Origin of the sequence: Alkalibacillus aidingensis, from assembly GCF_014595945.1 — a bacterium.
In the GTDB taxonomy this organism is placed as follows: domain Bacteria; phylum Bacillota; class Bacilli; order Bacillales; family Alkalibacillaceae; genus Alkalibacillus; species Alkalibacillus aidingensis.
Genome location: NZ_JABXWU010000014.1, coordinates 1 through 24,361 on the forward strand (window position 1 = coordinate 1; position 24,361 = coordinate 24,361).

The 24,361-nt window shown below is 38.3% G+C and carries 25 protein-coding genes; 7 read left to right on the plus strand and 18 right to left on the minus strand.

What is annotated here, in order from left to right; translation table 11 throughout:
• Positions 1-161: 161 nt before the first annotated feature.
• On the minus strand, positions 162-830 hold the full coding sequence (locus tag HWQ49_RS13780) for a sulfotransferase family 2 domain-containing protein (protein WP_188208217.1): 669 nt from the start codon (positions 828-830) through the stop codon (positions 162-164).
• Between the two features lie 229 nt (positions 831-1,059).
• Here HWQ49_RS13780 and cysC point away from each other — a divergent pair, with 229 nt between their 5' ends.
• Entirely contained in the window at positions 1,060-1,644 is a 585-nt protein-coding gene (gene cysC, locus HWQ49_RS13785; protein ID WP_188208218.1) for an adenylyl-sulfate kinase, read from the plus strand.
• 15 nt (positions 1,645-1,659) lie between these two features.
• Positions 1,660-2,802 (plus strand): sulfate adenylyltransferase, encoded by a 1,143-nt coding sequence (gene sat / locus HWQ49_RS13790; protein WP_188208219.1) that lies wholly within the window; start codon positions 1,660-1,662, stop codon positions 2,800-2,802.
• Here sat and pseI read toward each other — a convergent pair.
• From pseI to HWQ49_RS13840, 10 genes are all read right to left on the minus strand, one after another.
• Positions 2,799-3,839: a pseudaminic acid synthase gene (gene pseI, locus HWQ49_RS13795; protein ID WP_188208220.1), complete on the minus strand. Its 1,041-nt coding sequence runs from the start codon at positions 3,837-3,839 to the stop codon at positions 2,799-2,801. The genes sat and pseI overlap by 4 nt on opposite strands.
• 16 nt (positions 3,840-3,855) lie before the next feature.
• Complete coding sequence (gene pseH, locus HWQ49_RS13800; protein WP_188208221.1) at positions 3,856-4,389, minus strand: UDP-4-amino-4,6-dideoxy-N-acetyl-beta-L-altrosamine N-acetyltransferase; 534 nt, start codon at positions 4,387-4,389, stop codon at positions 3,856-3,858.
• Positions 4,386-5,444 carry a UDP-2,4-diacetamido-2,4,6-trideoxy-beta-L-altropyranose hydrolase gene (gene pseG / locus HWQ49_RS13805; RefSeq protein WP_188208222.1) on the minus strand — a complete coding sequence of 353 codons (1,059 nt, stop codon included), beginning with the start codon at positions 5,442-5,444 and terminating at the stop codon, positions 4,386-4,388. The genes pseH and pseG overlap by 4 nt, the downstream gene beginning before the upstream one ends.
• A gap of 14 nt (positions 5,445-5,458) precedes the next feature.
• Entirely contained in the window at positions 5,459-6,184 is a 726-nt protein-coding gene (locus HWQ49_RS13810) for a cytidylyltransferase domain-containing protein (RefSeq protein ID WP_188208268.1), read from the minus strand.
• 13 nt (positions 6,185-6,197) lie between these two features.
• Positions 6,198-7,397 carry a UDP-4-amino-4,6-dideoxy-N-acetyl-beta-L-altrosamine transaminase gene (gene pseC, locus HWQ49_RS13815; RefSeq protein WP_188208223.1) on the minus strand — a complete coding sequence of 400 codons (1,200 nt, stop codon included), beginning with the start codon at positions 7,395-7,397 and terminating at the stop codon, positions 6,198-6,200.
• Positions 7,381-8,349 (minus strand): dTDP-glucose 4,6-dehydratase, encoded by a 969-nt coding sequence (locus HWQ49_RS13820; RefSeq protein ID WP_188208224.1) that lies wholly within the window; start codon positions 8,347-8,349, stop codon positions 7,381-7,383. Before HWQ49_RS13820 ends, pseC begins: the two co-directional genes overlap by 17 nt.
• A gap of 20 nt (positions 8,350-8,369) precedes the next feature.
• Positions 8,370-9,800 carry a CDP-glycerol glycerophosphotransferase family protein gene (locus tag HWQ49_RS13825; protein WP_188208225.1) on the minus strand — a complete coding sequence of 477 codons (1,431 nt, stop codon included), beginning with the start codon at positions 9,798-9,800 and terminating at the stop codon, positions 8,370-8,372.
• A 15-nt stretch (positions 9,801-9,815) separates the two neighbouring features.
• On the minus strand, positions 9,816-10,820 hold the full coding sequence (locus HWQ49_RS13830) for an SDR family NAD(P)-dependent oxidoreductase (protein ID WP_188208226.1): 1,005 nt from the start codon (positions 10,818-10,820) through the stop codon (positions 9,816-9,818).
• A gap of 153 nt (positions 10,821-10,973) precedes the next feature.
• On the minus strand, positions 10,974-12,335 hold the full coding sequence (locus tag HWQ49_RS13835) for a glycosyltransferase family protein (RefSeq protein WP_188208227.1): 1,362 nt from the start codon (positions 12,333-12,335) through the stop codon (positions 10,974-10,976).
• Between the two features lie 9 nt (positions 12,336-12,344).
• Positions 12,345-13,625, minus strand: a complete 1,281-nt coding sequence (locus tag HWQ49_RS13840) for a surface carbohydrate biosynthesis protein (RefSeq protein ID WP_188208228.1) — start codon at positions 13,623-13,625, stop codon at positions 12,345-12,347.
• A gap of 268 nt (positions 13,626-13,893) precedes the next feature.
• On the opposite strand from HWQ49_RS13840, the gene HWQ49_RS13845 reads away from it, so the two are divergent.
• Positions 13,894-14,829 carry an ATP-grasp domain-containing protein gene (locus HWQ49_RS13845; protein ID WP_188208229.1) on the plus strand — a complete coding sequence of 312 codons (936 nt, stop codon included), beginning with the start codon at positions 13,894-13,896 and terminating at the stop codon, positions 14,827-14,829.
• A 28-nt stretch (positions 14,830-14,857) separates the two neighbouring features.
• Positions 14,858-15,901, plus strand: a complete 1,044-nt coding sequence (locus tag HWQ49_RS13850; protein ID WP_188208230.1) for an LLM class flavin-dependent oxidoreductase — start codon at positions 14,858-14,860, stop codon at positions 15,899-15,901.
• 362 nt (positions 15,902-16,263) lie between these two features.
• Here HWQ49_RS13850 and HWQ49_RS13855 read toward each other — a convergent pair whose 3' ends face one another.
• From HWQ49_RS13855 to HWQ49_RS14790, 4 genes are all read right to left on the minus strand, one after another.
• Complete coding sequence (locus tag HWQ49_RS13855) at positions 16,264-16,710, minus strand: S-layer homology domain-containing protein (protein WP_188208231.1); 447 nt, start codon at positions 16,708-16,710, stop codon at positions 16,264-16,266.
• A gap of 151 nt (positions 16,711-16,861) precedes the next feature.
• A complete protein-coding gene (locus HWQ49_RS13865) occupies positions 16,862-17,077 on the minus strand; it encodes a 5'-nucleotidase C-terminal domain-containing protein (RefSeq protein ID WP_188208232.1) in 216 nt (71 codons plus the stop codon).
• 65 nt (positions 17,078-17,142) lie between these two features.
• On the minus strand, positions 17,143-17,337 hold the full coding sequence (locus HWQ49_RS13870) for a hypothetical protein (protein ID WP_188208233.1): 195 nt from the start codon (positions 17,335-17,337) through the stop codon (positions 17,143-17,145).
• A gap of 55 nt (positions 17,338-17,392) precedes the next feature.
• Positions 17,393-17,524 carry a hypothetical protein gene (locus HWQ49_RS14790; protein ID WP_262926664.1) on the minus strand — a complete coding sequence of 44 codons (132 nt, stop codon included), beginning with the start codon at positions 17,522-17,524 and terminating at the stop codon, positions 17,393-17,395.
• 366 nt (positions 17,525-17,890) lie between these two features.
• Between HWQ49_RS14790 and HWQ49_RS13875 the strand changes: the two genes are divergently transcribed.
• From HWQ49_RS13875 to HWQ49_RS13885, 3 genes are all read left to right on the plus strand, one after another.
• Positions 17,891-18,358, plus strand: coding sequence for an NUDIX hydrolase (locus tag HWQ49_RS13875; RefSeq protein ID WP_188208234.1), 468 nt, complete (start codon positions 17,891-17,893; stop codon positions 18,356-18,358).
• A 176-nt stretch (positions 18,359-18,534) separates the two neighbouring features.
• On the plus strand, positions 18,535-19,374 hold the full coding sequence (locus HWQ49_RS13880) for a hypothetical protein (protein WP_188208235.1): 840 nt from the start codon (positions 18,535-18,537) through the stop codon (positions 19,372-19,374).
• Between the two features lie 89 nt (positions 19,375-19,463).
• The gene (locus HWQ49_RS13885; protein ID WP_188208236.1) at positions 19,464-19,892 is read left to right on the plus strand and encodes a PhoU family transcriptional regulator; all 429 of its coding nucleotides are present in this window, start codon (positions 19,464-19,466) and stop codon (positions 19,890-19,892) included.
• A gap of 190 nt (positions 19,893-20,082) precedes the next feature.
• Here the strand turns inward: HWQ49_RS13885 and HWQ49_RS13890 are convergent, their stop codons facing one another.
• The 3 genes from HWQ49_RS13890 to HWQ49_RS13900 form a co-directional block, all read right to left on the minus strand.
• On the minus strand, positions 20,083-21,192 hold the full coding sequence (locus HWQ49_RS13890; protein ID WP_188208237.1) for an NAD(P)/FAD-dependent oxidoreductase: 1,110 nt from the start codon (positions 21,190-21,192) through the stop codon (positions 20,083-20,085).
• 262 nt (positions 21,193-21,454) lie between these two features.
• Positions 21,455-22,696, minus strand: a complete 1,242-nt coding sequence (locus HWQ49_RS13895; RefSeq protein ID WP_188208238.1) for a metal-dependent hydrolase family protein — start codon at positions 22,694-22,696, stop codon at positions 21,455-21,457.
• Between the two features lie 320 nt (positions 22,697-23,016).
• Complete coding sequence (locus HWQ49_RS13900) at positions 23,017-24,186, minus strand: hypothetical protein (RefSeq protein WP_188208239.1); 1,170 nt, start codon at positions 24,184-24,186, stop codon at positions 23,017-23,019.
• Positions 24,187-24,361 lie beyond the last annotated feature (175 nt).

Sequence of the window (24,361 nt, forward strand, 5' to 3'; positions counted from 1 at the left end):
CCAAGAGACTTACTACCTGTGCAACCATGCCCAGCACCAACTAGACCACCACAGTGCCCGACCATCTTTCCTAATAATGGTTAAATCTATTATAAGAGACTGGCTCAACCCTGCAGCCAGTCTCTTTTTTAAAAACTACCCTATTTTATCTTCAATCATTTTCAATAACTTAACCTATCTAAAAATTGAGTACGAGTAGAATGGTAAAGATCTAAATCATGTTCATTCAATTCCTTTATCGTGTTGATTAAAGGCTGCGAAATATTATTTAAGGACGCACGATTTTTAGTCGTATTACGCTTTTTAACCATAGAAAAATCCCAATTAAACTCCTTTTCCATGAAAGATAACGATTCATTATATAAGTCAGTAAAACCGATAAAAGTAAAGTGATTCGCGATATTTTCCTTAGCCTTTTGGATATCGTTAGGATCTCCGCCTGACAAATAACGAGTGGCTAAGTTCACGGTTCGGTAACGAATATTTCGTACATCTTCTTTACGTTTGAAGCGTTTATTCTCAATACCATCATCCTTCATATATGCCACAAACCTCTCAAGGCTCATTTGACTAACCGGATGGTTTAACGGATCTCGTTCATAGCTTCTAATATAGTAGTAAGTTGATATGACCCGATCAACAGGATCACGTAATATCGTTATATATCTTGCTGGTTCGTTAAGCACCTTAAAATACTTGTTATGCCAAACATGTATCCTTTCCTTTTGCCTTCCTAACAAATCCCACATCGTTTGACCACCCGTTTTAGGGATATGCACAAAGACAATCGGATTTTTCTCATCAATGGTTTGCTGATCAAAAATTATCATATCATCACCGCTCCTTCTCTAATTTAAACTACTGTATTATAAGTAGCCTAATAGAAATTTGTATAGGACAAAGGAGAAGAATTTTAAAAAAGGTTGATTGCCATAGGGATGAAGACTATTTTTGTCTATTTTCAGCTTATTCTCTAACCAGTCTATTAGTTCGTTCATATTATATAGTATAAGAACTTATTTGCTAGCTAAAAAGATAGGCAACTAGGAGGGGATCTAGATGATTGATCATAACCATGAACATTCATTATCCAAAACAAAGCGTCAAGAATTAAAGGGTCATAAAAGTTTGGTTATATGGTTAACAGGGCTATCAGGTGCAGGAAAATCAACTATTGCTAAATATTTAGAAGAAAAATTATTTTCCCAACATGTTCACACGTTCCTTTTAGATGGGGACGTAGTAAGAAATAGATTAAATCAGGATTTAGGCTTTAGTGCTGAAGACCGTCATGAGAATATTAGAAGGATTGCAGAGTGTGCGCGGCTTTTCACTGATGCAGGATTAGTGACTATTACAGCAACTATTTCCCCATATAAACAGGATCGTGAATTAGCTCGATCTTTATTTGATCAAGGCGATTTCATTGAAGTTTATGTTAAATGTTCATTAGAAGAATGTGAAAAGCGAGATCCAAAAGGCTTATATCCAAAGGCCCGTTCTGGTGAAATAGAGGAATTTACCGGAATCTCTCAACCTTACGAAGAGCCAGAAGAACCTGAAATCATAGTTGATACTACTGAACAGTCAGTAGACGAATCAGTTAATCAAATTCTTCACTATATTGAACAGAATCTATTTTAATAAGGAGGAATTACATTGACTCAACAAGAGCCACACGGAGGAAAATTAGTTCATGCGTTTAATGATCGTTATGATTACCATTCGATTAAGCAAGAGGTAGAGATCGATTTAATGGCGTTAAATGATTTACAGCTCATTTCAAATGGGGCTTATAGTCCGTTGAATGGCTTTCTAGGCAGCCAAGATTACGACTCAGTCCTTCATCATATGCGATTGGACAACGGGATTATTTGGCCGCTTCCTATTACGTTACCAGTTAGTGAGCAAGCAGCTGATTTACTTACTGTTGGCGATCCCGTTAAGTTAACTTTTCAGAAGAACGTATATGCTGTTCTTCACCTTCACGAAAAATTTAGACCTGATAAGCAATTAGAGGCCCAAAAGGTTTACCAAACGAAAGACCTTAACCATCCTGGAGTTTTCAAGTTAAATAAACGGCCTGAAGTATATCTAGCTGGGCCTATTACATTGGTGAAGGGGATCCACGTGAAAGAAGCATTTTCTCCCTTTTATTATAGCCCACGTGAATCACGTGAGCTTTTTGTAAAAAAAGGGTGGAAAACCATTGTTGGCTTTCAAACTAGGAACCCGATCCATCGTGCTCATGAGTATATCCAAAAGTGTGCCTTAGAAATAACCGACGGACTTTTGATTCATCCTCTAATCGGTGAAACAAAATCAGATGACATCCCAGCAGAAGTTCGTATGGAAAGCTATAAAGTACTGCTTAATCAATATTATCCGTATGAGCGAGTATTACTTGGGGTCTTTCCAGCATCTATGCGTTATGCAGGGCCAAGGGAAGCTATTTTCCACGCGTTAGTTCGAAAAAATTATGGCTGCACCCACTTCATTGTCGGTCGTGATCATGCTGGTGTTAAAGACTATTATGGCACCTATGACGCTCAAACTATTTTTAAAGAGTTTCCAGAAAGAGAAATCGGCATTCGACCCTTGTTCTTTGAACACGCCTTTTACTGTCAAGCTTGTCAGACGACAGCGACAACTAAGACCTGTCCACACAACAAAGAGCGAGTACAATTATCTGGCACAAAAGTAAGAGAGATGTTAAGAGAAGGGAAAATGCCTCCGGCTGAATTCAGCCGAAGAGAAGTCGCTTCTACTTTAATGAAGGGGTTAAGAACATCCTCTAATTAAAAGTGATCCCAAGAAATTGGGGTTCCTTTTTTTATTTCTTTGTTTACTTCTTTTCCAAGTAATCGATCATAGTATTTAGGAGGTAAGCCATACCCTGGGCGAATCACGCGCATGTTTTCTTTAGATAAACGATCTCCAGCTTGTAAATCCTTTGTTACATAAAGTGAGCGGCGTAATTTAGTCGAATCCTTTTCGGCATCCGTTGGCCCATAATGGACGGTTCCTAACCCTTGCCATGCACATTTCGTTTCATCGACTAAGTTTTTTAATTCATCTGGTTCCATTGAGAAAGCAGAATCGACGCCCCCTTCTGCACGTGATAAGGTAAAATGTTTTTCAATAAACGATGCACCTAAAGCAACGCTAGCAATCGCAACTCCAGTTCCTAAAGTATGATCAGATAAGCCAACCTGACAGTCGAACATCTTTTTCATATGAGGAATTGTTTGGATATTAGTATTCTCTGGTGAAGCTGGGTACGTACTCGTGCATTTAAGAAGAATTAAATCGTTGCACCCCGCTTCCCTAGCTGTTTCAACGGCTTCTGCAATTTCTGCTACCGTCGCCATTCCGGTTGAAATAATTATGGGTTTTCTTGTCTTAGCGACTTTTTTAATTAAAGGAAGATCGGTACATTCAAAAGAAGCAATCTTATAGCACGGAACATCAAAGCTTTCTAAAAAATCAACCGCTGATTCATCAAATGGCGAGCTAAAGCCAATTAACCCTAATTCTTTACAACGGTCAAAGATGGCTTGATGCCATTCCCACGGTGTATAAGCTTCATGATACAAATCGTATAGTGACTGATTCTTCCAGAGGCTTTTAGCATCATCAATGACAAAATCATCGTGCTGAAGGTCAAGCGTCATCGTATCTGCCGTATACGTTTGCAGTTTAACTGCATCTACTCCTGCTTGCGACGCCACTTCTACCATTTCTAGAGCACGCTCAAGTGATTGATTGTGATTTCCAGACATTTCAGCAACAATCATCGGTTCTTGCTGTTCTCCAATTTCTCTTCCACCAATATTCATGATAAATCCCCCCGTATCATTGTCGTAATTCCGTTTTTACTTCTTGCCAGTAATCAGCAAATAAAGCCAATGTTAATACATCGTGATATTGATGATTTTTGATAATATGGTCTTTCAGGCGTCCCTCGATATGAAACCCTAGCTTTTGGTGGTAATTCAAACTTTTTTGATTCATTTCAATGACTTCTGCACAAATTTTATGGAGCTTTTGTTCTTGGAATATCTTATCAATCGCTAAGATTCCCATCGCCGTTCCCGCACCACGTGGAGCCTTTAATTCGCCCATATAAAAACCCCAATAGCAACGCCTATGTTGACGATCCAAACTAGTCAAGTTAACTAGACCAATTGGTTCATCTCGATAAGTGAATAACCATACTAACTTGTGGTCGTCTTGTTTGACACGTTCAAACCACTGGCGATGCTCTTCTGGAGTAATAAAGTGATCCGTATACATTGCTTGGCGTACGTGCTTGGAATTGCGCCAGGTTAGCACACGATCTAAATGTTTTTCAGTTAAATCGATCAAATGATAATCTGATAAACTCACGGTTCTCCCCCCAATATAAGCGGAATGGCTGGATTAACATTAGGAACCTTGGGAAAAGTCGAGAGAGCAAGCTTAGACATGGTTCTAACTTGTTGTGGGTCGTTGATTAACTTTTCGATCGATCGTACTATCTGATTCTCACTGACTTTTTCACTCGTTCCTAAATATTCAATCAACCCAAGCTGATTAAACACACTAATAAGCTCCGATTGATTGCTAGCGGTTTTAATGACGATCGATGGCAGACCTAAATAGCCACGCTCATAACTTGAACTTCCTCCTGCACCAATGGCCAAGTCTGCTTGTGCGATTAACTGAGCCATATAATCTATTTGGCAATGAACATTCGCCTGAAGGTGGTCTTGACACCACTTTTGAATTTGTGGTCGATTGGGGTTTTGCTTTCCGATCACCACATCGACCATTAAATCTGGATCATTTAAACGTTCTAGCGCCTGAAGAGTTTTTATCGTTTCTCCTGTTGGGTCCGTTCCACCAAAAGAGATGAGTATTCTATTGATTTCGCTACCTCTAGATAATATCTTTTCCCTTTCCTTTTTAAATTCGTTGCGAAGAATTAGGTACGTAGGTCCTAACAGCGTGGTGGTGTACTCAGGAATAAGAGATTGATAACGTTTGTTGTATTCTGGATGAATTTGATAATCTAGTAATAAGTCACAATGATGTCTGCGATTGGCCAGGTCATCGATTACCATCATACGTTTGACATATGGCTTAATCAGGTTTTGCCACTTTTGATCAATTTCATAATGGTCAATAATGAGACAATCAACCGTACCACTTCTTCGTAAAATTTCTTTAGTTAATTCAGCATCCTCTTTCCAATTAAACCGCCTATCTGTCTCATCTTTTCGAAAAGAATGGACGTTATACCCTTGACTCGAAAATAAATGAGTAGGATTCCCTTCAAGTTCTTTACAAATAAATGAAACCTGTGCACCTTGTTGAGTGAGCTCATAAGCTAAGGTAAGACAACGCATCACATGACCTAAGCCTATTTCAATCGAGCCATCCACGCGAATGAAAATATTCATGGTTGATCACTCTTTCATGTCCTTTTTTGTTCAATATGAGCGTTGATGTTCACCCACGACGGGTGTTCTTTTAGAAGATCTAATATATCTTCCATAGTGAAATGGGAATTTGTCGGGTAAATGTGTTCAATTATCCGTTTAATTAACTCGAAGTCTTCTGGAGTATCGACTGTCCAACGGTAATGACTAAGGTCTTCTTTGTGCTTCACCTGCTCGACATCGAATTCATTTAAGTGCTTCAACATATACGATGTCACATGCTCTCGATCAGTTGGTGTCGTTGCCTTCTGGTGTAGTGTTTCTAATGTGCTCTGATTTAAAACTTCTGTGTCCATTCCCCGTGGATAGGTGCGAATCATCGTATTGGAAACGTAATCAGATTTAGAACTGCGAAAACACTGTACGATTCGGTCAACAATAACCGGGTCGATCACCGGACAATCAGAAGTGAGTCGTACGATGACATCAGCATTAAAAAACCTAGCCGCTTCCACATAACGTGATAAAACATCCTCCTTAGACCCTCGATAGACAGGAATATCAACTTGTTGACAAAAATCAACGATAGCATCATCTGTGGAATTTTCAGTTGTCGCCACTACCACTTCATCAAGCATACTAGCTCTTTGCAATCGATCCAGCTGATAGTGCAACAAAGGCCGGTTTAACACTGCTTTAAGCACCTTCCCAGGTAACCGAGTTGAACTCATACGTGCTTGAATAATAGCTGTCACTCGCATACCATCCCCCTCTTTACTTTGCATAATGCTCAATCACCTTTTGAATTGCAGTAATCACATTTTCAACATCCTCATTTGACATCGCTGGGAACAAGGGTAACGTGATGATTTCTTCGTATAATTGCTCTACGTTTGGACAAATGCCTTTTTTATATCCAAGGTGTTGGTAGTAAGGTTGATAATAAACGGGAATGTAGTGAACATTCACCCCAATGTTTTCGTGTTGTAAAGCGGTAAATATCGTCTTCCGATCAGTCGTTAATTCTTCTAGTTTTAAACGAATCACATATAAATGCCAACTCGAATCACACCCGTTTGGTAGATTCGAGGTTTGAATTGGAGATAGTAGTTGAAAGGCTTCATGATATTTTTTAGCAATCTGCTTTCGCCTTTGAATGAATGAATCTAGCTTTTTTAACTGACTTATTCCAAGAGCTGCTTGTAAGTCTGTCATGCGATAATTGAAGCCTAAAAATTGCATTTCGTAATACCACGGTCCGTGATTTTCTAATAGTTTACTAGAATCTCGGGTCATACCATGTGTTCTAAATTGGATGAGTTTTTCATAATAATCTTGACGGTTAGTCGTTACGATACCACCTTCACCCGTCGTTATTTGCTTGACCGGATGAAAGCTAAACATTGTCAGATCACTGATTGAACCAACCTTCCGACCGTGATCAGTCGCACCTAAAGCGTGCGCTGCATCTTCAATAATCGTTAGGTCATGATCCTGAGCAATTTTTAACAGCTCTTGATAATTACAAGGATTCCCCATATAATCGACGGGCAGAATCGCTTTCGTTTGGTCCGTTATTAATGACCGAACCTTTTGGAGGTCCATATTCCAAGTATCTGGATTAGTATCACTAAACACGGGTGTCGCTCGTTGATATAAAATACTATTGGCTGTTGCTGCAAACGTCATAGGCGTTGTTATGACTTCATCCCCCTCACCTACTCCTGCGGCAAAACAAGCTGCGTGTAAAGCTGCTGTCCCATTAGCAAAAGCAACACCATACTTAGCCCCTACGTACTTGGCAAGTTCTTCTTCAAATTGATCAATTTTAGGACCCGTCGTTAAAAAGTCACTAGTTAGCGTTTCAACCACCGCTTCAACATCATCGTCACTCACCCACTGTTTTCCATAAGGTAAAAATGTTTTTCTTACAGGTTGACCACCGTGGATGGCAAGTTTAGATAATTTCTTCATAGTGATCCCCTTGCCTGTATCGTTTAATCCAGTTTTCCGTGCGACGAATCCCCTCTTGAAGACTAATCTTTGGCTCCCATCCGATTAGCTGTTTGGCCTTATCATAATTACAAGTAAGTTTGGCAATTTCACTTTGTAGATGAATGTGTTCAACATGTTCAATCGGCACTTGTTCATTGGCGATCAATTCGGCAAGTTCATTAACGCTAATATCCTCACCTAATCCAGCATTGATAATTTCACCATTGGATAGATCGGAAAAACCTGCCTCAACGACAAATCGGGCACAATCCTCTACATAAAGTAAATCTCGTGTCTGCGTTCCATTGCCGTAAATTTGTAGTGGACGCTCCTCTAATTTATTGTTAAGGAAAATAGCGACGACTCCACCCTCCCCATTTGTTTTCTGGAAGGGCCCATACGTATTAAACGGACGCAAAACAACAGTTGGTAAGCCGTAAGCATGGTAATAGGACAACACCATATTTTCAGCAGCGATTTTAGCTCCTGCATAAGGGGAAGCAGGTTTCGTTGGGTCTGTCTCACGAATTCCATTAGCTTGCACAGCCTGATCATATACCATACACGTACTCATAAACACTAGCTTTACATGGTATTTCTTACAAGCTTCTAACACGTAAAATGTCCCAACTGTATCGTTCATAAAAGTCGTTTGGGGATCATCAATGCTATCTTGAACATTAATACTAGCTGCTAAGTGATAACAAACGTCAAACCGTGTTGAAGAGAATAGATCTTTGATTAGTTGTCGATCCTTCATATCACCTTGGATAAATTCCATTAAATTACTATAACTCATTAATCCCCTAATATTTTCGACTCGACCATTTGACAAATCATCGATCACCCAAACATAATGGCCCTCATTTAATAATCGTTGGACTACCCAACGACCGATAAAACCGGCTCCACCTGTCACTAAAACATTCATGTTCAACCCTCCTTTAAAATTTAACTCAATCGTTTGATTAATTGAGTCAGTCGTCGTCCAGCGGTTCCCTCTTGCTTCGGGTAAGCATGTGCTAAAAATTGTTCTCGCTTTTGCTTAACCCTTTCTCGTAGGCGTTCATCTTCAAAATACTTATCGACCAACTTAGCTAATTTAATCGGATCTTCCTGTACGAGTTCATCCAACATGTCGTAATATCCCGTGTACCCAGGGAAGGACTGATTGAAAATGAATACTGGTTTTCCTGCAATCATCGATTCAAGTCCGACTGTTGAAGAATAAGTCACTACGGCATCAACATGGTGAATCACATCATGTAAGTGAAACCCCTTAGTCGATTTTAAATTCGAAAATTCCTTTAACAATGGGTGATCGTGAACATTCGGGAAATCCCGAAGTATGATATTATATGGTTCATTTTTGGTAATGGCTCTTAAAAACTGACGCCATTTGTTTAGGTTCTGTCTCCCTCTCACAGCAAGTAGAATCGTTTTTTTATACGGTTCAATCCCTACTTTGTCTTGAAATGATTTCTTTGTTTTGGTCGGCTTTTTAAAGATTAAGTCAAACCTTGGGTGTCCGATGATTTCTGTTTTAAGTTCACTGCTATTAACGCCTTTATCCTGATACCACTGCTCTTCAAAATGTCCATAGACCCCGTCGATATAGGCAACCTTTGGTAAATACCCAAACCCACTAGAGAAGATTCCATGCTGTAAACAGATGGTAGGAATCCCCTTTTCTGCTGCGACCATCACAAGTGTACGACTTTCCGGGTAATGGGTTGAAGGTACGATCACACATGCAGTCGTTACTTTACTAAATAGATTTCTGGCTTCAACCATTCGGTTAATAATTTTTTCTATTTGCTGAAGGAAATTTTTCTGAAAGTGTTCGTTTTGGACTAGTGAATGATTTGAGTACTTCTCCATCAATTGTTGTGCCTGATTTTTAACCTTCTTTATTCGATGTCTCATAGACTTGGATCGTGCCGAATATTGGTCAAAAAACTCCGTTGGGAACCTAGTGTGTCGCGGGTTTCGTTTATAATGGCGTTCCATCATGATCAGTGACCTTGACGGTTTAAACTGAGATCTTAAAATTTCGTTTGGAATTCTTAGTAAATTGTAAACATCGTACAGGACTACCTTTCCGCCTTTAGCAGGTCTAAGTTGACGGCGACTATGCTTTTTAACAAATTCATTAAACACCATTTGAATGTCTGTATCATCCGTTACTTGATGATGAAGCGTCTTATAAAAACCAGGTTGTTTAAGCGAATTTAATAGTGGTTGATTACGTCTAATTAAACTTCCGAAATGACATAAATAAGAAAGAGAAAAGCCTCCATACTGAAGGTTTTCAAACATCTTCAAAAACTCAAGATACAATGACCAGTAATTCTTTTCATAATGACTCAATTGATTCCCCATATCATCACCTAATCCTCAATCAATTAATTGTTCACTCAATAACAATTGTCGTACCTCTTCAACAGAAATAGGCGTTACTCGATTCGAACTATAGGTTCCGTGATCCGTACGGTTCGCTCCAAGATTCCACAGACCCGATTGTTGATGACCAGGGATGATATACATCTCCTCTAACTCCCATGCCATAGTCGATTCGTCATAGGTCATTAACTCTTCATACATCTTCTCTCCAGGTCTTAAGCCAATTTCTTCAATTTGAATGTCTTCGTGGTTTAATTGATGCTTTTGACAAGTTTCATCAATCACAACCTCCGCTAAATCTTTTAATAAAATAACCGGCATTTTTAAAACGAAGACTTCCCCACCTTCAGCTTTCTGTAAGGCTTCCATCATTAATTCTGTCGCCTGATTCAGAGTCATCATAAACCGAGTCATGTTAAGGTCAGTGACGGTAATTTTTCGCTGAGTGTGAATCTGTCTTTGGAATAGAGGAACAACAGACCCCCTTGAACCTAAGACATTACCAAAGCGAACACTAGCAAAAATGGTTTTGACCTCCCCTTTACTATACTCAGTTGAAGATATGAGCCTTTCAGCTGTCAGTTTAGTAGCACCATACGTATTGGTTGGCGAAACCGCCTTATCCGAGCTAGTAAACAGAACTTTCTCTACCCCTTGTGCCATTGCAGCTTGAATGACGTTATAAGTTCCGTGAACATTCGTTTGCACCGCTTCATACGGATTATACTCACATGATGGAACGTGCTTCATTGCCGCTAAATGAAAAACATAATCGATATCTTGCATCGCACTAGATAGACGTTGGTAATCTCTTATATCACCGATTAAATAGCTCAGGTTATCATAATGGTTGATCTCATTTTGTAATAGATATTGTTTATATTCGTCACGGCTAAATACTCTAATAACTTCGGGTTCTTCACGTAATAAACGGTTCACTAATCGATCACCAATTGCTCCTGTACCACCGATAACTAATATTTTTTTATCCTTAAACATTGCAAACTTCCTCTCATTATCTATGAGTGTTCCTATCACATTACTTAGATCAACTCTTATAAAATAAGTCAATATATCACATCTATATTCTATATAAGTAGAGAGTGTATAGACATAAGTGTTAAGAATAAGAAATTTACGAGAGAATTGGGGTTATTGGGAGAGGAGTTCACAATCAATGAGATTCTTAAGGAGCAGCATAGAGGAGTGTCTTAATTGAATACCCTGCTTAGTTAAAAACGATTCTAGACTTGTTAATGTTGAGGTTTGTCGAATATTTCCGAGGAAATATTTGAGATTGTTTACCAGCTTGTGAGATTCTTGATAGAAAAAAGGGTCAAGATCTTGAAAATAGTCAATGGGATTAGGACTGTTCTGCTTCCAAATAAAAACAGGCTTACTTGCAATCATTGCTTCTAAAGCAACCGTTGATTCATAACTAACAACTATATCAGCGTAACGAATAAGATCATATAACTGGATGCCTTTTGCCAAATAGACATTTGAATAACGCTTTGAATAAGTTCGTAGTTTTTTGACATGAGTGCGTGGCTTGATGATGATGTTAACGGGTTGATTGTTAAGTTCGCGCATAATAGATTCCAGATCGTTAAATTGCTCATGGTGACTGATGATTAGGATGTTTTTTTGTTTAGGATGAATCCTAAGCTTCCGGTTAAATGTTCGTCTATTAGTTTGAGGTGGATGGTTAATTTCATCAAAACGCGGATGACCAATGACTTTGATATTTTCTGACGGCACACCTGAATTCAGATAGAGGTTTCTCTCATAATTTCCATAAACCGCTAAGAAATCGGCTAATTTCGGTAAATAACCGAGTGGCGATGCAATAATTCCATGTTGCATGCATATCGTGGGAATCCCATGTTGTCTGGCAACTAACGCAAGTGCCCGCCCTTCTAAATGATTAGTACTTCCAAGCACAAAACCAGAAACTGATATATGCTTCATAAAATTCTCGGCTGCCTGGAGCGTTGGAATAATCTTTGATAACTCATTTAGAAGATTTTGTTGAAAAGTCGTGTCACTAAATACAGGGTGATAGGTTTGTTTATTGAATAATTGCTTGAGCTGCCTTTGATAAGGCTTTATTTGAGTCGTTTTTTCAAATTCATTAAGCTGTTCAATTTGAAAGGGAGTTGATGTTTTTGGATTCGTTTGATTCCTTAAAATGATTAAATCTCGCTTGTGATAATGCTTTTTTAGTAACTTAAATGGTATACGTAATAATTGATCATGAAAGACGATTGGACTTTTGGTATGGGATTGTTGACTATAGCCAGGTGGTAATAATCGATTAAACCGTGTTTGGACAGGTTCCAACTGTTTGGACGATGGTTTATTTTGTGAAAATTGCTCAACGGTCTGATTGTCTTTAATCAATTGATAAAAATGACTACATAAAACAATTGGAGTGCCATGATATTCTACCGATCGGAAGCGCTCCAGAAAGTCGACGTATAGATTCCAATAATTTTGCACATATGAGATCATGCTCATTCATCACCCTTTAGACGTGAGTATAAATACGTTACGATCTATGGCATGAGTGTTGATACGGCTCTGTTTACCTTCAATTTGCTCCAGCTTATTAAAAAAATGACGTATCTCACGTTCGGTTAAACGGGGAAATCGATATTTAGCATTTCTATTTTTCCGGCGTTTTCTCTTAGTAGACGAAAGGTCTAATGTGGAATTGTTTTTTATAGGAATTTCTTTTAAAGAATTAATTAGATGCTGATAGGCATCCGTTGCCGTCCAACCACTCACATGATAGTTAAGTAAATTCAGCTGTCTTATCGTTAATGATGGATGATTAGGATTCTCTTGAATATTTGCCACAGTTTCTTGAACGTCTTTTAAGGTAGTTGCTTGAATACTAAAGTCACTCGGCAATGGGTCATCGAAGTCTGAAGGAGAAATGGGTTTATAAGATATCGCTGGTTTACCTAACAAACCTGCTTCAATGCCGGTTGTGCAATTGTTATGAATCATCAACTTAGAAGCCAAAATCCAATCAACAACGTTTCCATAAGGAGCTATTGTGATATTCGGTTGCTCATTGAAATGTCGTTTATACACTTCTACGTTTTCAGCTGGATGTGGCCTAATCACAATCATTTGATAAGGATTTTGCGAACTTAAATAATCAATCAGTTCAATAAACGAAGAAAATAGTTTCTTCATATATCGATAGAGATCCGAATCATCATGTTTTTGCTGTCTTCTCACCTGATTGTAAACCGCAAAACGAGTATTAATTAAGAGGAAATCACCGTATTCTTCGCGTATTTTATGAACCCGTGGATGATACAATCTTCGGTACTTCTCCTTTAACAGATCAAAGCGTGGATTACCTGTTAAAAAAGTTTTTGTCTTGACGTGTGGGTAAGCATCAGTGATTACCCCCTGTTGGTGCCTTCCCCAGCAATAGATGTGATCTAATTGATCAACAAATTCCTGATTCATACGACTCTCAATGTACCCTTTACGATTCGGAATAATTAACCCCTCTTCATCTAATTCAACTAGACGATGTCCAACTCTTTTGACTAGTTTGAAAACTCGTGATTTATATGGATCAGGATAACCCTTCGAGAAAAAAATCCCCGGGGGACCTTCCTTTGCCACACGTTCAACTGCTACATGTTCGCCAAGTACCACACGAAACCCTTCATTAATCGCATGGTAAGCCAGCAAAAGCTTAGCATCCAACTCCCTCACTTTCACCTCCACTGGCAAATATAACCACGGGCCTAGTGAGGAACCTTGTGAATCAACCATTCTTCTCCCCCCTTTTACCATTATATGAAGAGGACAAGATTAGGTGATTGGGTGCTTAGTGTAAGGTTTTTTAAGATGAGAGAAGTTAGGGGATATGATCGTCACTTACCACAAAAATACATAAGTATTTAATCTTAATCGTTTAATAATCAAAATGAAATATAAAAATTCTTAACATCTAGCAAAATGATTTTAAATATAATGATAATTATATATACTAGTAAATAGATCGGAATTATCAATTTTATAAACTAAAGGTAGGGTAGTTATGGAACCAAAAATATTTGTACTACACGAAAATGAAGAATGGACAAAGCCTTTGTTCGATGCATTAGAGGAATTGGGAGTTCCTTATGAGGATTGGTTTGTAAACGAAGGAACCATTGATCTTTCAGAGGTTCCACCCGAAGGAGTATTTTATAACCGAATGAGTGCCTCCTCCCATACCAGAGGACACCGTTATGCACCTGAATTAACATCTGCTGTTCTGGCTTGGCTAGAGGGACATGGGCGTACGGTACTTAACGGGAATCACGCCCTCGACTTAGAAGTCAATAAAGCTCGTCAATACAGTGCTTTAGAAGCTCATGGTATAAGAACACCGAAAACAATTGTAACAGTTGGGAAAGATCAACTTTTAAGGGCTGCTAAGAAGATGGATCAACCATTTATCACCAAACACAATCGTGCTGGAAAAGGACTTGGTGTTCAGCTATTTCATAGTGTTGAAGCATTAGAGAATTATGTCAATAGTCCTGAATTTGAAGTTCCAGTAGACGGAATTACGTTGCTTCAGCAATATATTGAATCAAGCGACTCTACTATTACTAGATGTGAGTTTATTGACGGAAAGTTCTTTTATGCCGTTCATGTAGATACTTCTGAAGGATTTGAACTATGTCCAGCAGATGCTTGTACAATCGATGGAGATTTCTGTATGACAACAGAAAACACGAAAGAAAAGTTTAAAATTTTGAGTGGCTTTAACCACTCGATTATTGATCAATACGAGTCCTTCTTACAGGAGCATGATATTCATTTTGCTGGAATAGAATTTATCAGAAACCAAGAAGGTGAACTTTTTACTTACGACATTAATACTAATACCAACTACAATGCTGAAGCAGAAGCTAAGGTAGGCCTTTATGGAATGAAGCAAGTTGCCAAAGCTCTAGCTAATAAAATTCAGTTAGTCACAATATAAGAGAGATAAAGAAAAGGAGATCGATTACATGAGATATGGATTTTGGTTACCTATTTTTGGAGGATGGCTTCGTAATGTCGAGGATGAACAGATGCCACCAACATTTGATTACGCAAAAAGAGTGATCCAATCTGCTGAACAATGGGGATATGATACGACTTTGATTGCAGAGTTATATTTAAATGATATCAAGGGAATGAAAGCTGACGGGCTTGAAGCTTGGTCAACTGCAGCTGCCTTAGCTTCTGTAACAGAAAAGATTGAAATCATGGCAGCCGTTCGCCCAACTTTCCATAACCCAGCTGTGACGGCCAAAATGGCTTCTAACATTGACCATATCAGCAATGGAAGATTTACTTTAAATGTGGTTTCAGCTTGGTGGGAGGAAGAAGCTAAACAATACGGTGCAGAGTTTACTGCTCATGATGAGCGTTATGAGAGAACGGAAGAATTCCTCGATGTCGTAAAAGGTATGTGGTCAGAAGAAAGTTTCAGTTACGACGGTAAATACTATCAAATAAAAGATGCAAAATTAGCCCCTAAACCTGTCCAAAAACCGAATCCGGTATTATATGCAGGTGGAGAGAGTCCACGTGGTAAGTCTATGATTAGTAACTATTGTAACGCCTACGTTATGCACGGAGGCTCTGTTGAAGAAATTAACGAAAAAATAAATGACATGAAAGACCGAAGAAAAGCTTCTGGAAAAGATCCATTCTCATCATTCGGAATGGCTGCTTATGTGATTTGCCGTGATACTGAAGAAGAAGCACAAGCTGAACTAGATCGAATAACCAATGTGAAAGACGCTGAAGGATATGCAGGTATGAAAGATTTCACGTCAAAATCGAAGCTAGAACAAAAATTAACATTATATGATTATTCCGTATCGAACCGCGGACTACGTCCAAACTTAATCGGCACCCCTGAACAGATTGCGGAAAAAATTATCGCTTATGAAAATGCAGGTCTAGACTTGCTATTATTACAAATGTCACCGCAATTAGAAGAAATGGAACGCTTCTCTAAAGATGTCATGCCTTTAGTAGAAAAAATGCGCGTTACTAATTAGTGAAAGGTAAAAATCTATTGCACCCAAAAATGGCTGAACCTCACAAAACATTTTTGGGTGCAATATTTATTTTAGACCTTACTAGCGATGGGTCTTCCAAAAACCTGACAACACAAATAAAAGGTGCCACCCGAAAGTAGCACCTTAATCTATTAATTATTTAATTCTTGAAATAGGTCATACAATACATTAGCTGTTTGAATACAGTCTGTTTTAACATGTCCTTTAAAAGCTCCTTCATGAAAGCCTTGATATAATCCTAATGCATGACCTTTTAGAATGTCTTCTTTAGCCCAATCACCAAAGTTTGAAGTATCTTCAAATACCTTCTCCTCAGAAGCATCTAACTCCTCATCAGCTACCTACTCATAAGCACGAACGACAATAACAGCCATTTCTTTTCGATTTAATGTCTTGTCTGGCTCAAACGTTGAATCTGTTGTTCCGTTAGTTATTCCAGCCACATAAGCGGCATTAACCGCTGCTTGGACATCACCGTCTACATCATCAAATGGATTTGCTTCATTACTATCAATATCTAATAGATTAACTAAAGCTTGAATAAATTCACCACTTGTTATTTGTTCATGTTTGTCAAAACTATTTCCAAAGAGTCCATCAAATACTCCTTCATCTGCAAGTGTTTCTATTTTGCTATAAGCTTGATCAGAAGCCGGTACATCTTCAAAAGGAAATTCTACTCCATATTCCACTTCAGAAATACGACCTTCTGCTTCATATTCAATAGGTTCATCAAATGATTTAATGAAATCTACAGTTGCATCTAAATCAACTGCGCCGACTTCCATATTTTCTGATACCTGTCCGATGAAACTATCATCACCACCACCGTACATATAGTTGTTTACAACGACAGTGTAAGTTTCATCAGGGTCAATTTTAGAACCGTCTGGTAAGAAAATACCGACTACTTCTTGCGTTGTATCCTACCAAGTATAGCTAAACCCACCAACTATAATCAGGTCCATGTTCCTTTGAAATTTGATTATTCAATACTTCTTCTAAACCTGAACCTTTAATATCTACCTTATTTAATACATTGCCAAATGGTTGTACCGTGAAAACATCACCATACGTAATGTCACCTTCGTTAATGTCAGCACGTATTCCTCCACCATTCATAAGAGCAAAATCAGCATCCATTTCCTCTTTCATACCGTCAGCAATTAAATTTCCTAAAGCGTTATCACCAATCTCACCACGTTCAGGATATCCACCCTCTAAGTCAAATTTGCTTCTCCAACTATTTCGTTCTTAAGCTCAGCTACTTCTTGTTGACCCACAATCTCTTCTACATAATAAGGATCTAAAATTAAATCTTCTGTATCCTTATACTGAACATTGGCAGCAACCATTGGGAAATCCATACCATCATAGCCTTCAGTCCCATTTTCATGCTCGCCACCATCGATCATGCGTAATAACTCGTCAACACCTTCATCAAACTCATGATTACCAAGTGTCCCAACATCAAAACCAATTGCTTAATAGCTGTACAGATACATAATCATCACCTTGTGCAGCATTCACACTACCAAAAGGTAGAATGAGAGATAATGACATGACCATCAAAATCCATTTCTTAGTAAAAAGAATTTTCACATTTACTCTCCCCTTTTTTATGTATTTTCACAACAAATATCACATACTTTTAATAGGTCTGGTTGGTGTTTATGGTTACAAAAAAAGGAGGATCCACTCTTTTCCTAACGGGGTCAGTTGTAGGAGAGAAAACAATAAATAACACACTAAATGGGAGTATGTTAAATGCTATGTTATTTTAAATGTCATTTGTGATACTAATAATGAGTTGTTCCTGTTTTTGAAAGGTTTTTTTGGAATTTTATGTTAAAATACATAGAGAGAAACAGAACAGGCTTATTTAAATAACGGGCAGAAGAGTTGAATAACAAGAGTTTCTTTTTGTTATAAAGAACAAAGATATATCACAATTTTAGGAGTGTATTTATGAATGATTATATCAAAACGATGCGAGAAATGATTGGAGATGAGACTTTATTAACGGTTGGTTGTGGTGCAATTATTGAAGACAATTTTGGGAGAATTCTTTTACATAGAAGAACTGACTATGATATTTGGGGAATTCCAGGTGGTATATTAGAAATTGGTGAAACCTTTGAAGAGACAGTTAAAAGAGAAGTAATGGAAGAAACTAATCTTTCTTTAAACCAAATTGAATTGTTTGGTATTTATTCTGGAAAAAATGGATTTGCTCAATATGCAAATGGAGATAAAGTTTTTAGTATTCAAATTATATTTTGGGCAACTGATTTTTATGGAAAACTGAAAGCGAACAGCGAGAGTAAAAATTTATGTTTTTTACATAAAAACGAAATACCGAAAAATATAAACGAACATCAGTCTCCATTTATATTGGACTGGGTAAATGGTGTATCAATACCAGTAATTAAATAGATAACTCTTATTGTATTGACGGGGACAATAGTTGTACAAGGCGACCAACCAATTTGTCGTCTATTTATTTTGCTTGATAAATTGTTAGAATTTTATGTTAACACTATATGGTTAAGTAGTTAACTCGATTAATTGGATTAAGAAAATACTTAATATAAGTTTTAGGAGGAATAGAAATGGACCATATTGAAGTAGTCAATTTAGCACCTAAATTTTTAGAATTTTATCAAAGGGCTAACCGTGAAGGCGTTGATTGTGAAGAACGATGGGAGTTATGGCAGAAACATTATAATTTCGCAGCAGTCCCACCAGGTGATGAAGGTAAAAAGATGGCAAGAAAGATACTAGATGAAAATTGGGTTAAGTACAGAGAGAACATTGATTATATAAAGGATTGGCAACCTGACAGTAATGCAATTGAACAATATTTATCGGAAATAAAGTCTTTATTGGGATATGAACAACCAATTAATATGATGATAATTTACTTTGTAGGTGGATTTGAAAACAATCCATTTGTTGCTCCATATGACGAAGGACGGATAGCGTTATGCCTTCCAATAGAAAGTGAAATTTCTAGTATTACTCTATACCATGAAATAACACATATTGTACATTTAAAGACCGCAAACTTAACACAAGCGTGGGAAAGGACAATTGCTTCAACAATTATACAAGAAGGTTTAGCGACACAAGTAAGTAAATATATGGTGCCAGGAAAACCAGATCAAGATTATATTGAACATAAAGAAGGGTGGCTCGATTCCTGTCAGTTAAAACGAAAAGAAATTTTAGAAGGGATCTTGCCGTATTTAAAAGATTCTTCATCAGAAACAATTATTAAGTTTACATTTGGTGCTGGTTCCACAAATACTGATAGAGAAGTATATTTTGCTGGTTGGGAAATTGTAAGAGTTTTATTAGAACACGGAGAAACATTTTTGAAGATTGCATGGATTCAAGAAGAAGATATACCAAATTACATACGTAATATTTATCAAAATTTATTTAACTAACTAATTGGGGCGTTAGTTCAAGAACCGTATCGTCTGTTATGGCGCTAACGGGGAGGATAGTTAAATTAAACTTATTGGAGCTTGTATAAATGAAAAGAATTATTTTAGGTATTTTATTAATCGTAATAATAGCTGGTTGTGCTAATAACAACTCAGAGTCAAATGTGTACTCGATTCCTGATATTGATAAAGAGTTTGTAGAAAATAAAGCTGAAATTGGTCTAAACAAAGAAGAAGTTAAGGATATTTTTGGTGAAGAGTATATTTCGGGAAATGTGGATAGTTCAGACATTTGGTTTTATGACGGTGTTAAAGATAATTATGAATATGATCCAAGGTTAGAAGCAGTATCACATGAAGAAATTAAAAGTGATAATGTAAAATATCAACTATATATTAATTTTAATGATGACGAAACTTTTAGGTATTCATATTTTTATAAAGGTAATGACGGAAAAGTATGGCAGTTTTCATTGAACCCTGATGGAACAGCAACAGAAGAAGCAGTAAGTAATTAAATTTTATATTGCACTAACTGGAGCTTTAGTTGAAAAAGAAAAATTAAATATTACTATTAAAAACGCCCAGAAAAATCTGGGCTCCTTCTAACCATTTAAGAAATTATGACATTCTGATTTAAAGTATGAGAATTTCAAAAAAAATAACTTCATAGACTTTGAGGAGTTGGGAAGGTTCATAATGACTTTCCTAACTAACTCCTGAACCAAAGTCATAATCATTTGGATTCAACTCCATGTTATCACCTAATAAAAGGTTAGCTATTTCAGCACCCAAAAATGGGCCACTAGTAATTCCTGATGCACCAAGTCCATTAGCAATAAAAATGTCAGGACGATCTGGTAGTTCCCCAAAAACAGGATGCAGATGCTCTGTGGCTGGTCTAAAGCCAACGCGAGATTCAATAAAGTTGGATTCCGTTAGACCTGGTGCAAATTTAAAGACTATTTTTAAAATATCGTGGATACTTCTGGATTTCACGGTAGGCTGAAAATCTTCGTTTGGCTCGTGCTCCGCTCCAACAGCGATCACACCATCCTCAAAACCAACAATATATTTATTATTCGGAAGCATTACCACTGGCCAATCAGCAGTTTTTTCATCAGGCATGTGTAAATATAAAATTTGCGTTTTTTTCGACTCAACTGGAAAAGTAACACCAACATCTTTAAGAAGCTTTTCGGCCCAAGCGCCTGTTGTCATAATGATTTTCTTACCTGTATAAGTCGTGCCATTAACCGTAACTGCTGTAGGCTGACTCTTCTCTAATTGTGCCTCTCCTTCAATCACTTCTGCCCCATGATGTTGAGCTGCTCTGATTAATGCATTACAGAATACTCCTCCATTCACTCGGGCGCCACCACCAATTCGAACTGCTCCCATCCGGTCAGACATAACTGGTGTAGCCTGCTCCACCTCTTGATCAGAGAGCTTCGTAACTTCTCCAATTTCCGGAGCTGACTCACGTCGGCTTACCACATCAGCTACCATTTTATCAATCTTGTTTTCATTTTTCTGCAAATGAAGCGAACCAACTTGAGCATAAGTCGTTTCAGTTTCACCAATCTTCTTTAGTTCATCAACTAGTTCAGGGTAATATTTCGCACCCTGTTTAACCACTTCATATAGTTTAGCATTTCGCTTTTGTGACAACCATGGACTAATGATTCCTGCAGTCGCGCGAGTTGCTTCTCCTTGATCTTTTTTATCAATTAATAAAACCTGCTGTCCGGCTTTTGCTAAATGGTAGGCCGTTGAAGCTCCTAAAATTCCTGCGCCAATGACGATATATTGTGTCAAAATGAATATCTCCTTTTATTGAAAGAACTCTTTTGATGATTATTTTAACAGTTTCTTCTAGCTCGGGGAAGTGGCGTCAGCGTGAACGCGATAAATAGTTACTAGAGTAGCTTCTATTGGATATTTTGCTCATGCTTTAGGGTCATTTCGAGGCAGGAAAACAGCTTTGAGGCACTTCTCTCTTACGTTTCGCCCTTCACACAGACTAACCCCCATGAAAAAGCTGTCTCCCACCAAGGAGACAGCTTCCTAATTTTCCTTATTAAATAATATCCTTCTCTACCTGTCCATCTTTCATCACATATTGGATGTTATCATTATCCGCTAATGACTCTAGATCATCTAACGGATTACCTTTTACAATAATCAAATCAGCTAACTTACCTTCCTCTAAAGTACCGACTTGATCTTCCCAGCCCATACATTCAGCAGCAGTCTTAGTTGATGCGACAATCGTGTCCATCGCTTCCATGCCAGCATCTCTCATTAATGCAAGTTCACGTAAGTTGGTCCCGTGTTTCATTACCCCTGCGTCAGTTCCCATAGCAATTTTCACACCGGCATCATAAGCTTTCTTGAAACTCACGCGATGTTGTTCGATGACTTCTTTGGATTTATCCACAGCTGATTGTGGCATGCCTTTTTCATCTGCTGTTTCTAAAACGGATACTGGTGCCAACAATGTGGGTACTAAATAAGTCCCGTTCTCTAACATCAATTCAACCGCTTCATCATCGATAAAAATTCCGTGTTCAATCGAATGAATACCTGCTCGCACCGCATTTTTAATTCCTTCTGCACCTTGTGCGTGGGCCATGACTTTAACACCTTTACGGAACTTACCTTCTTCAACGATTGCGCTTAGTTCATCATAAGAAAACTGTGTGAACTCAGGATGATCGGTCGGACTTAGTACACCACCTGTTGCATGAACTTTTATAACTTCAGCCCCAGCTCGTAGCATTTCACGTGTTTTTTTCCGAACTTCTGAAACACCATCACAGCGTCCGTCTGGCATACCGCGATGTCCAGAAGGTAAAATATCCATCACATCTCCAGATAGCTGGGTGCCATCACCGTGCCCACCGGTAATCGTTAACGCATTAATACTTAGCTGCAAGCGTGGACCTGAGATCAATCCATCTTCCACAGCCTTTTTCACCCCTAAATCTGTTCCTAATGCATCGCGAACTGACGTCACACCAGCTTGAAGCGTGTTTTCTAAATATTTTTCTGCTTGATAATACATGTAAGAAAATGGTGTCGTTAAGCGCTGGGATAAAGGCGAATATTCCATCATCATATGCACGTGCGTATCAATCATTCCCGGTAACACGGTGCCACCTTCAGCATCCACCACCTGCTCATCACCCGTTACTTGGTATCCTGATCCTTCCCTAACATAAACGATTTTTTCACCTTCAACGACCACCACTTGATTCTGTTTAGGTTCTTCCCCAGTTCCATCAATCACTAAAGCGTTTTTAATCAAAGTTTTTCCCATTAAAGATTCCTCCTCTACCTATTTTCAACATGGTTTATCTTAAAAAAATTGGCTCTGTTAAATTTTATTGTTGATAATTCAAGGAATAGTTCTTAGTTGTTGTATGGTGAAGAGCGAAGGTGGCGACTCCTGGTCGGTGAAAACGCCACGTCCTGTGGCATCACCGACACTTGAACGTCCTATCCATCGCGGGAACAGCACGAGCTGAAGATCCACTTGGAAACGCTTTTCTTCCCAAGTTAGCTGAAGCCGTGCCCGTGGAAAGCGTCCACCGAAAGCGAATCACCATAACAACAACGGACTTTAACAGAGCGTAAAAATTAAAGTGTTTGTACCAAAATTCCGGCAATCACAACTGACGCAACCGTCACCGTCGTAAAACCACCAATCAGCATCGGTGAAATTAATTCATTAAAAATCAACTTCTCTTCCTTTTCATTGCGTGCGACACTACGGCTTACTTCTTCACAAAGAATATAATCACCTGGGAAACCAAACAATGCCGTTAATGCAACGGGCATTCCTTTATACGGATGCCACTTAACAAGCTTAGAAGCAACAAAACCACCAATAGCTATACCAGCTGTACCGATGATTAAAATTAGTAAGATCGCAGGTAAGTGCTCCAGTACTTGTTGGGGTGTCACATCAGCCATCGTACCAATGACGACAAAAATGATTCCGATCATGGTTAAGGTAAATGAATTAGCTTTGGCCAATGATTCGTGTTGATAAAAGCCCACTCGTAATCCAATAATACCGATTGCTAAGCACCAAATACTATAATGAACTGGTGTTAACTCACCTAAGCCAACACCAATAGCCCCACCAATAAACACCCAAAATAATCGAATCGTGGTACTCTTTTGCACAGCTGTTTGTGCTTTCTCCTTCACTAAATCACGATCTATTTTGGCCATCGGGACAAAGGTTCCATCATCAATCTCTTTTTTCATAATCACGGCATAGCCTCGCATGAAGTTAAGTGCTAATGGCATGCCGACGACCCCTTGGAATGCGACGATCAAAGCTGGAATGACAACAATTGCAGTTAAGCCAATTTCCGTTAATTTTTCTGATGTAATAAGTAAAGCGACAACGCCCCCACTTAGTGGGCCTAAACCTGCAACAGCTGTCTCATAACCAAATACGACTGTCACTAATGTTAAGACAACAACACCAGCGACTAAAATACCGGCAAACCCAATGATCACTGCCTTATACTGACTCTTCAATACCGAAATTGGGATTAATGTCCCCATATGTACAATTGCCGGGCCGATTAGAACCGAGCCTAATACGGCAAACTGTGACTTATCTAATATGTCACTCGGGAAAATTCCTGTCCAAGACAGAACTAAAAATCCAGCCATCGCCGTTAATAACATAGGAACACGGGCTTTGGACTTAATGGACAGCCACTCCCCGAATGCGATTAATGCGAAAATTAATGTTGTTGCTATTAATGGATTACTAATTAGTTGATCCACGCCCAACGCCTCCCTCTTAAGAAATTAAGATAAACTATAACACCTGGTCCTAATGACTGTCTAGACCAATTTTCTAACTTTTTTAACTAATTAAAATAATCGAATAAATGTATGAAAACGGTTAACATAGCATCTTAATTGGAAGGTAACGCTTTCAAAAATCACAAATGAAAAC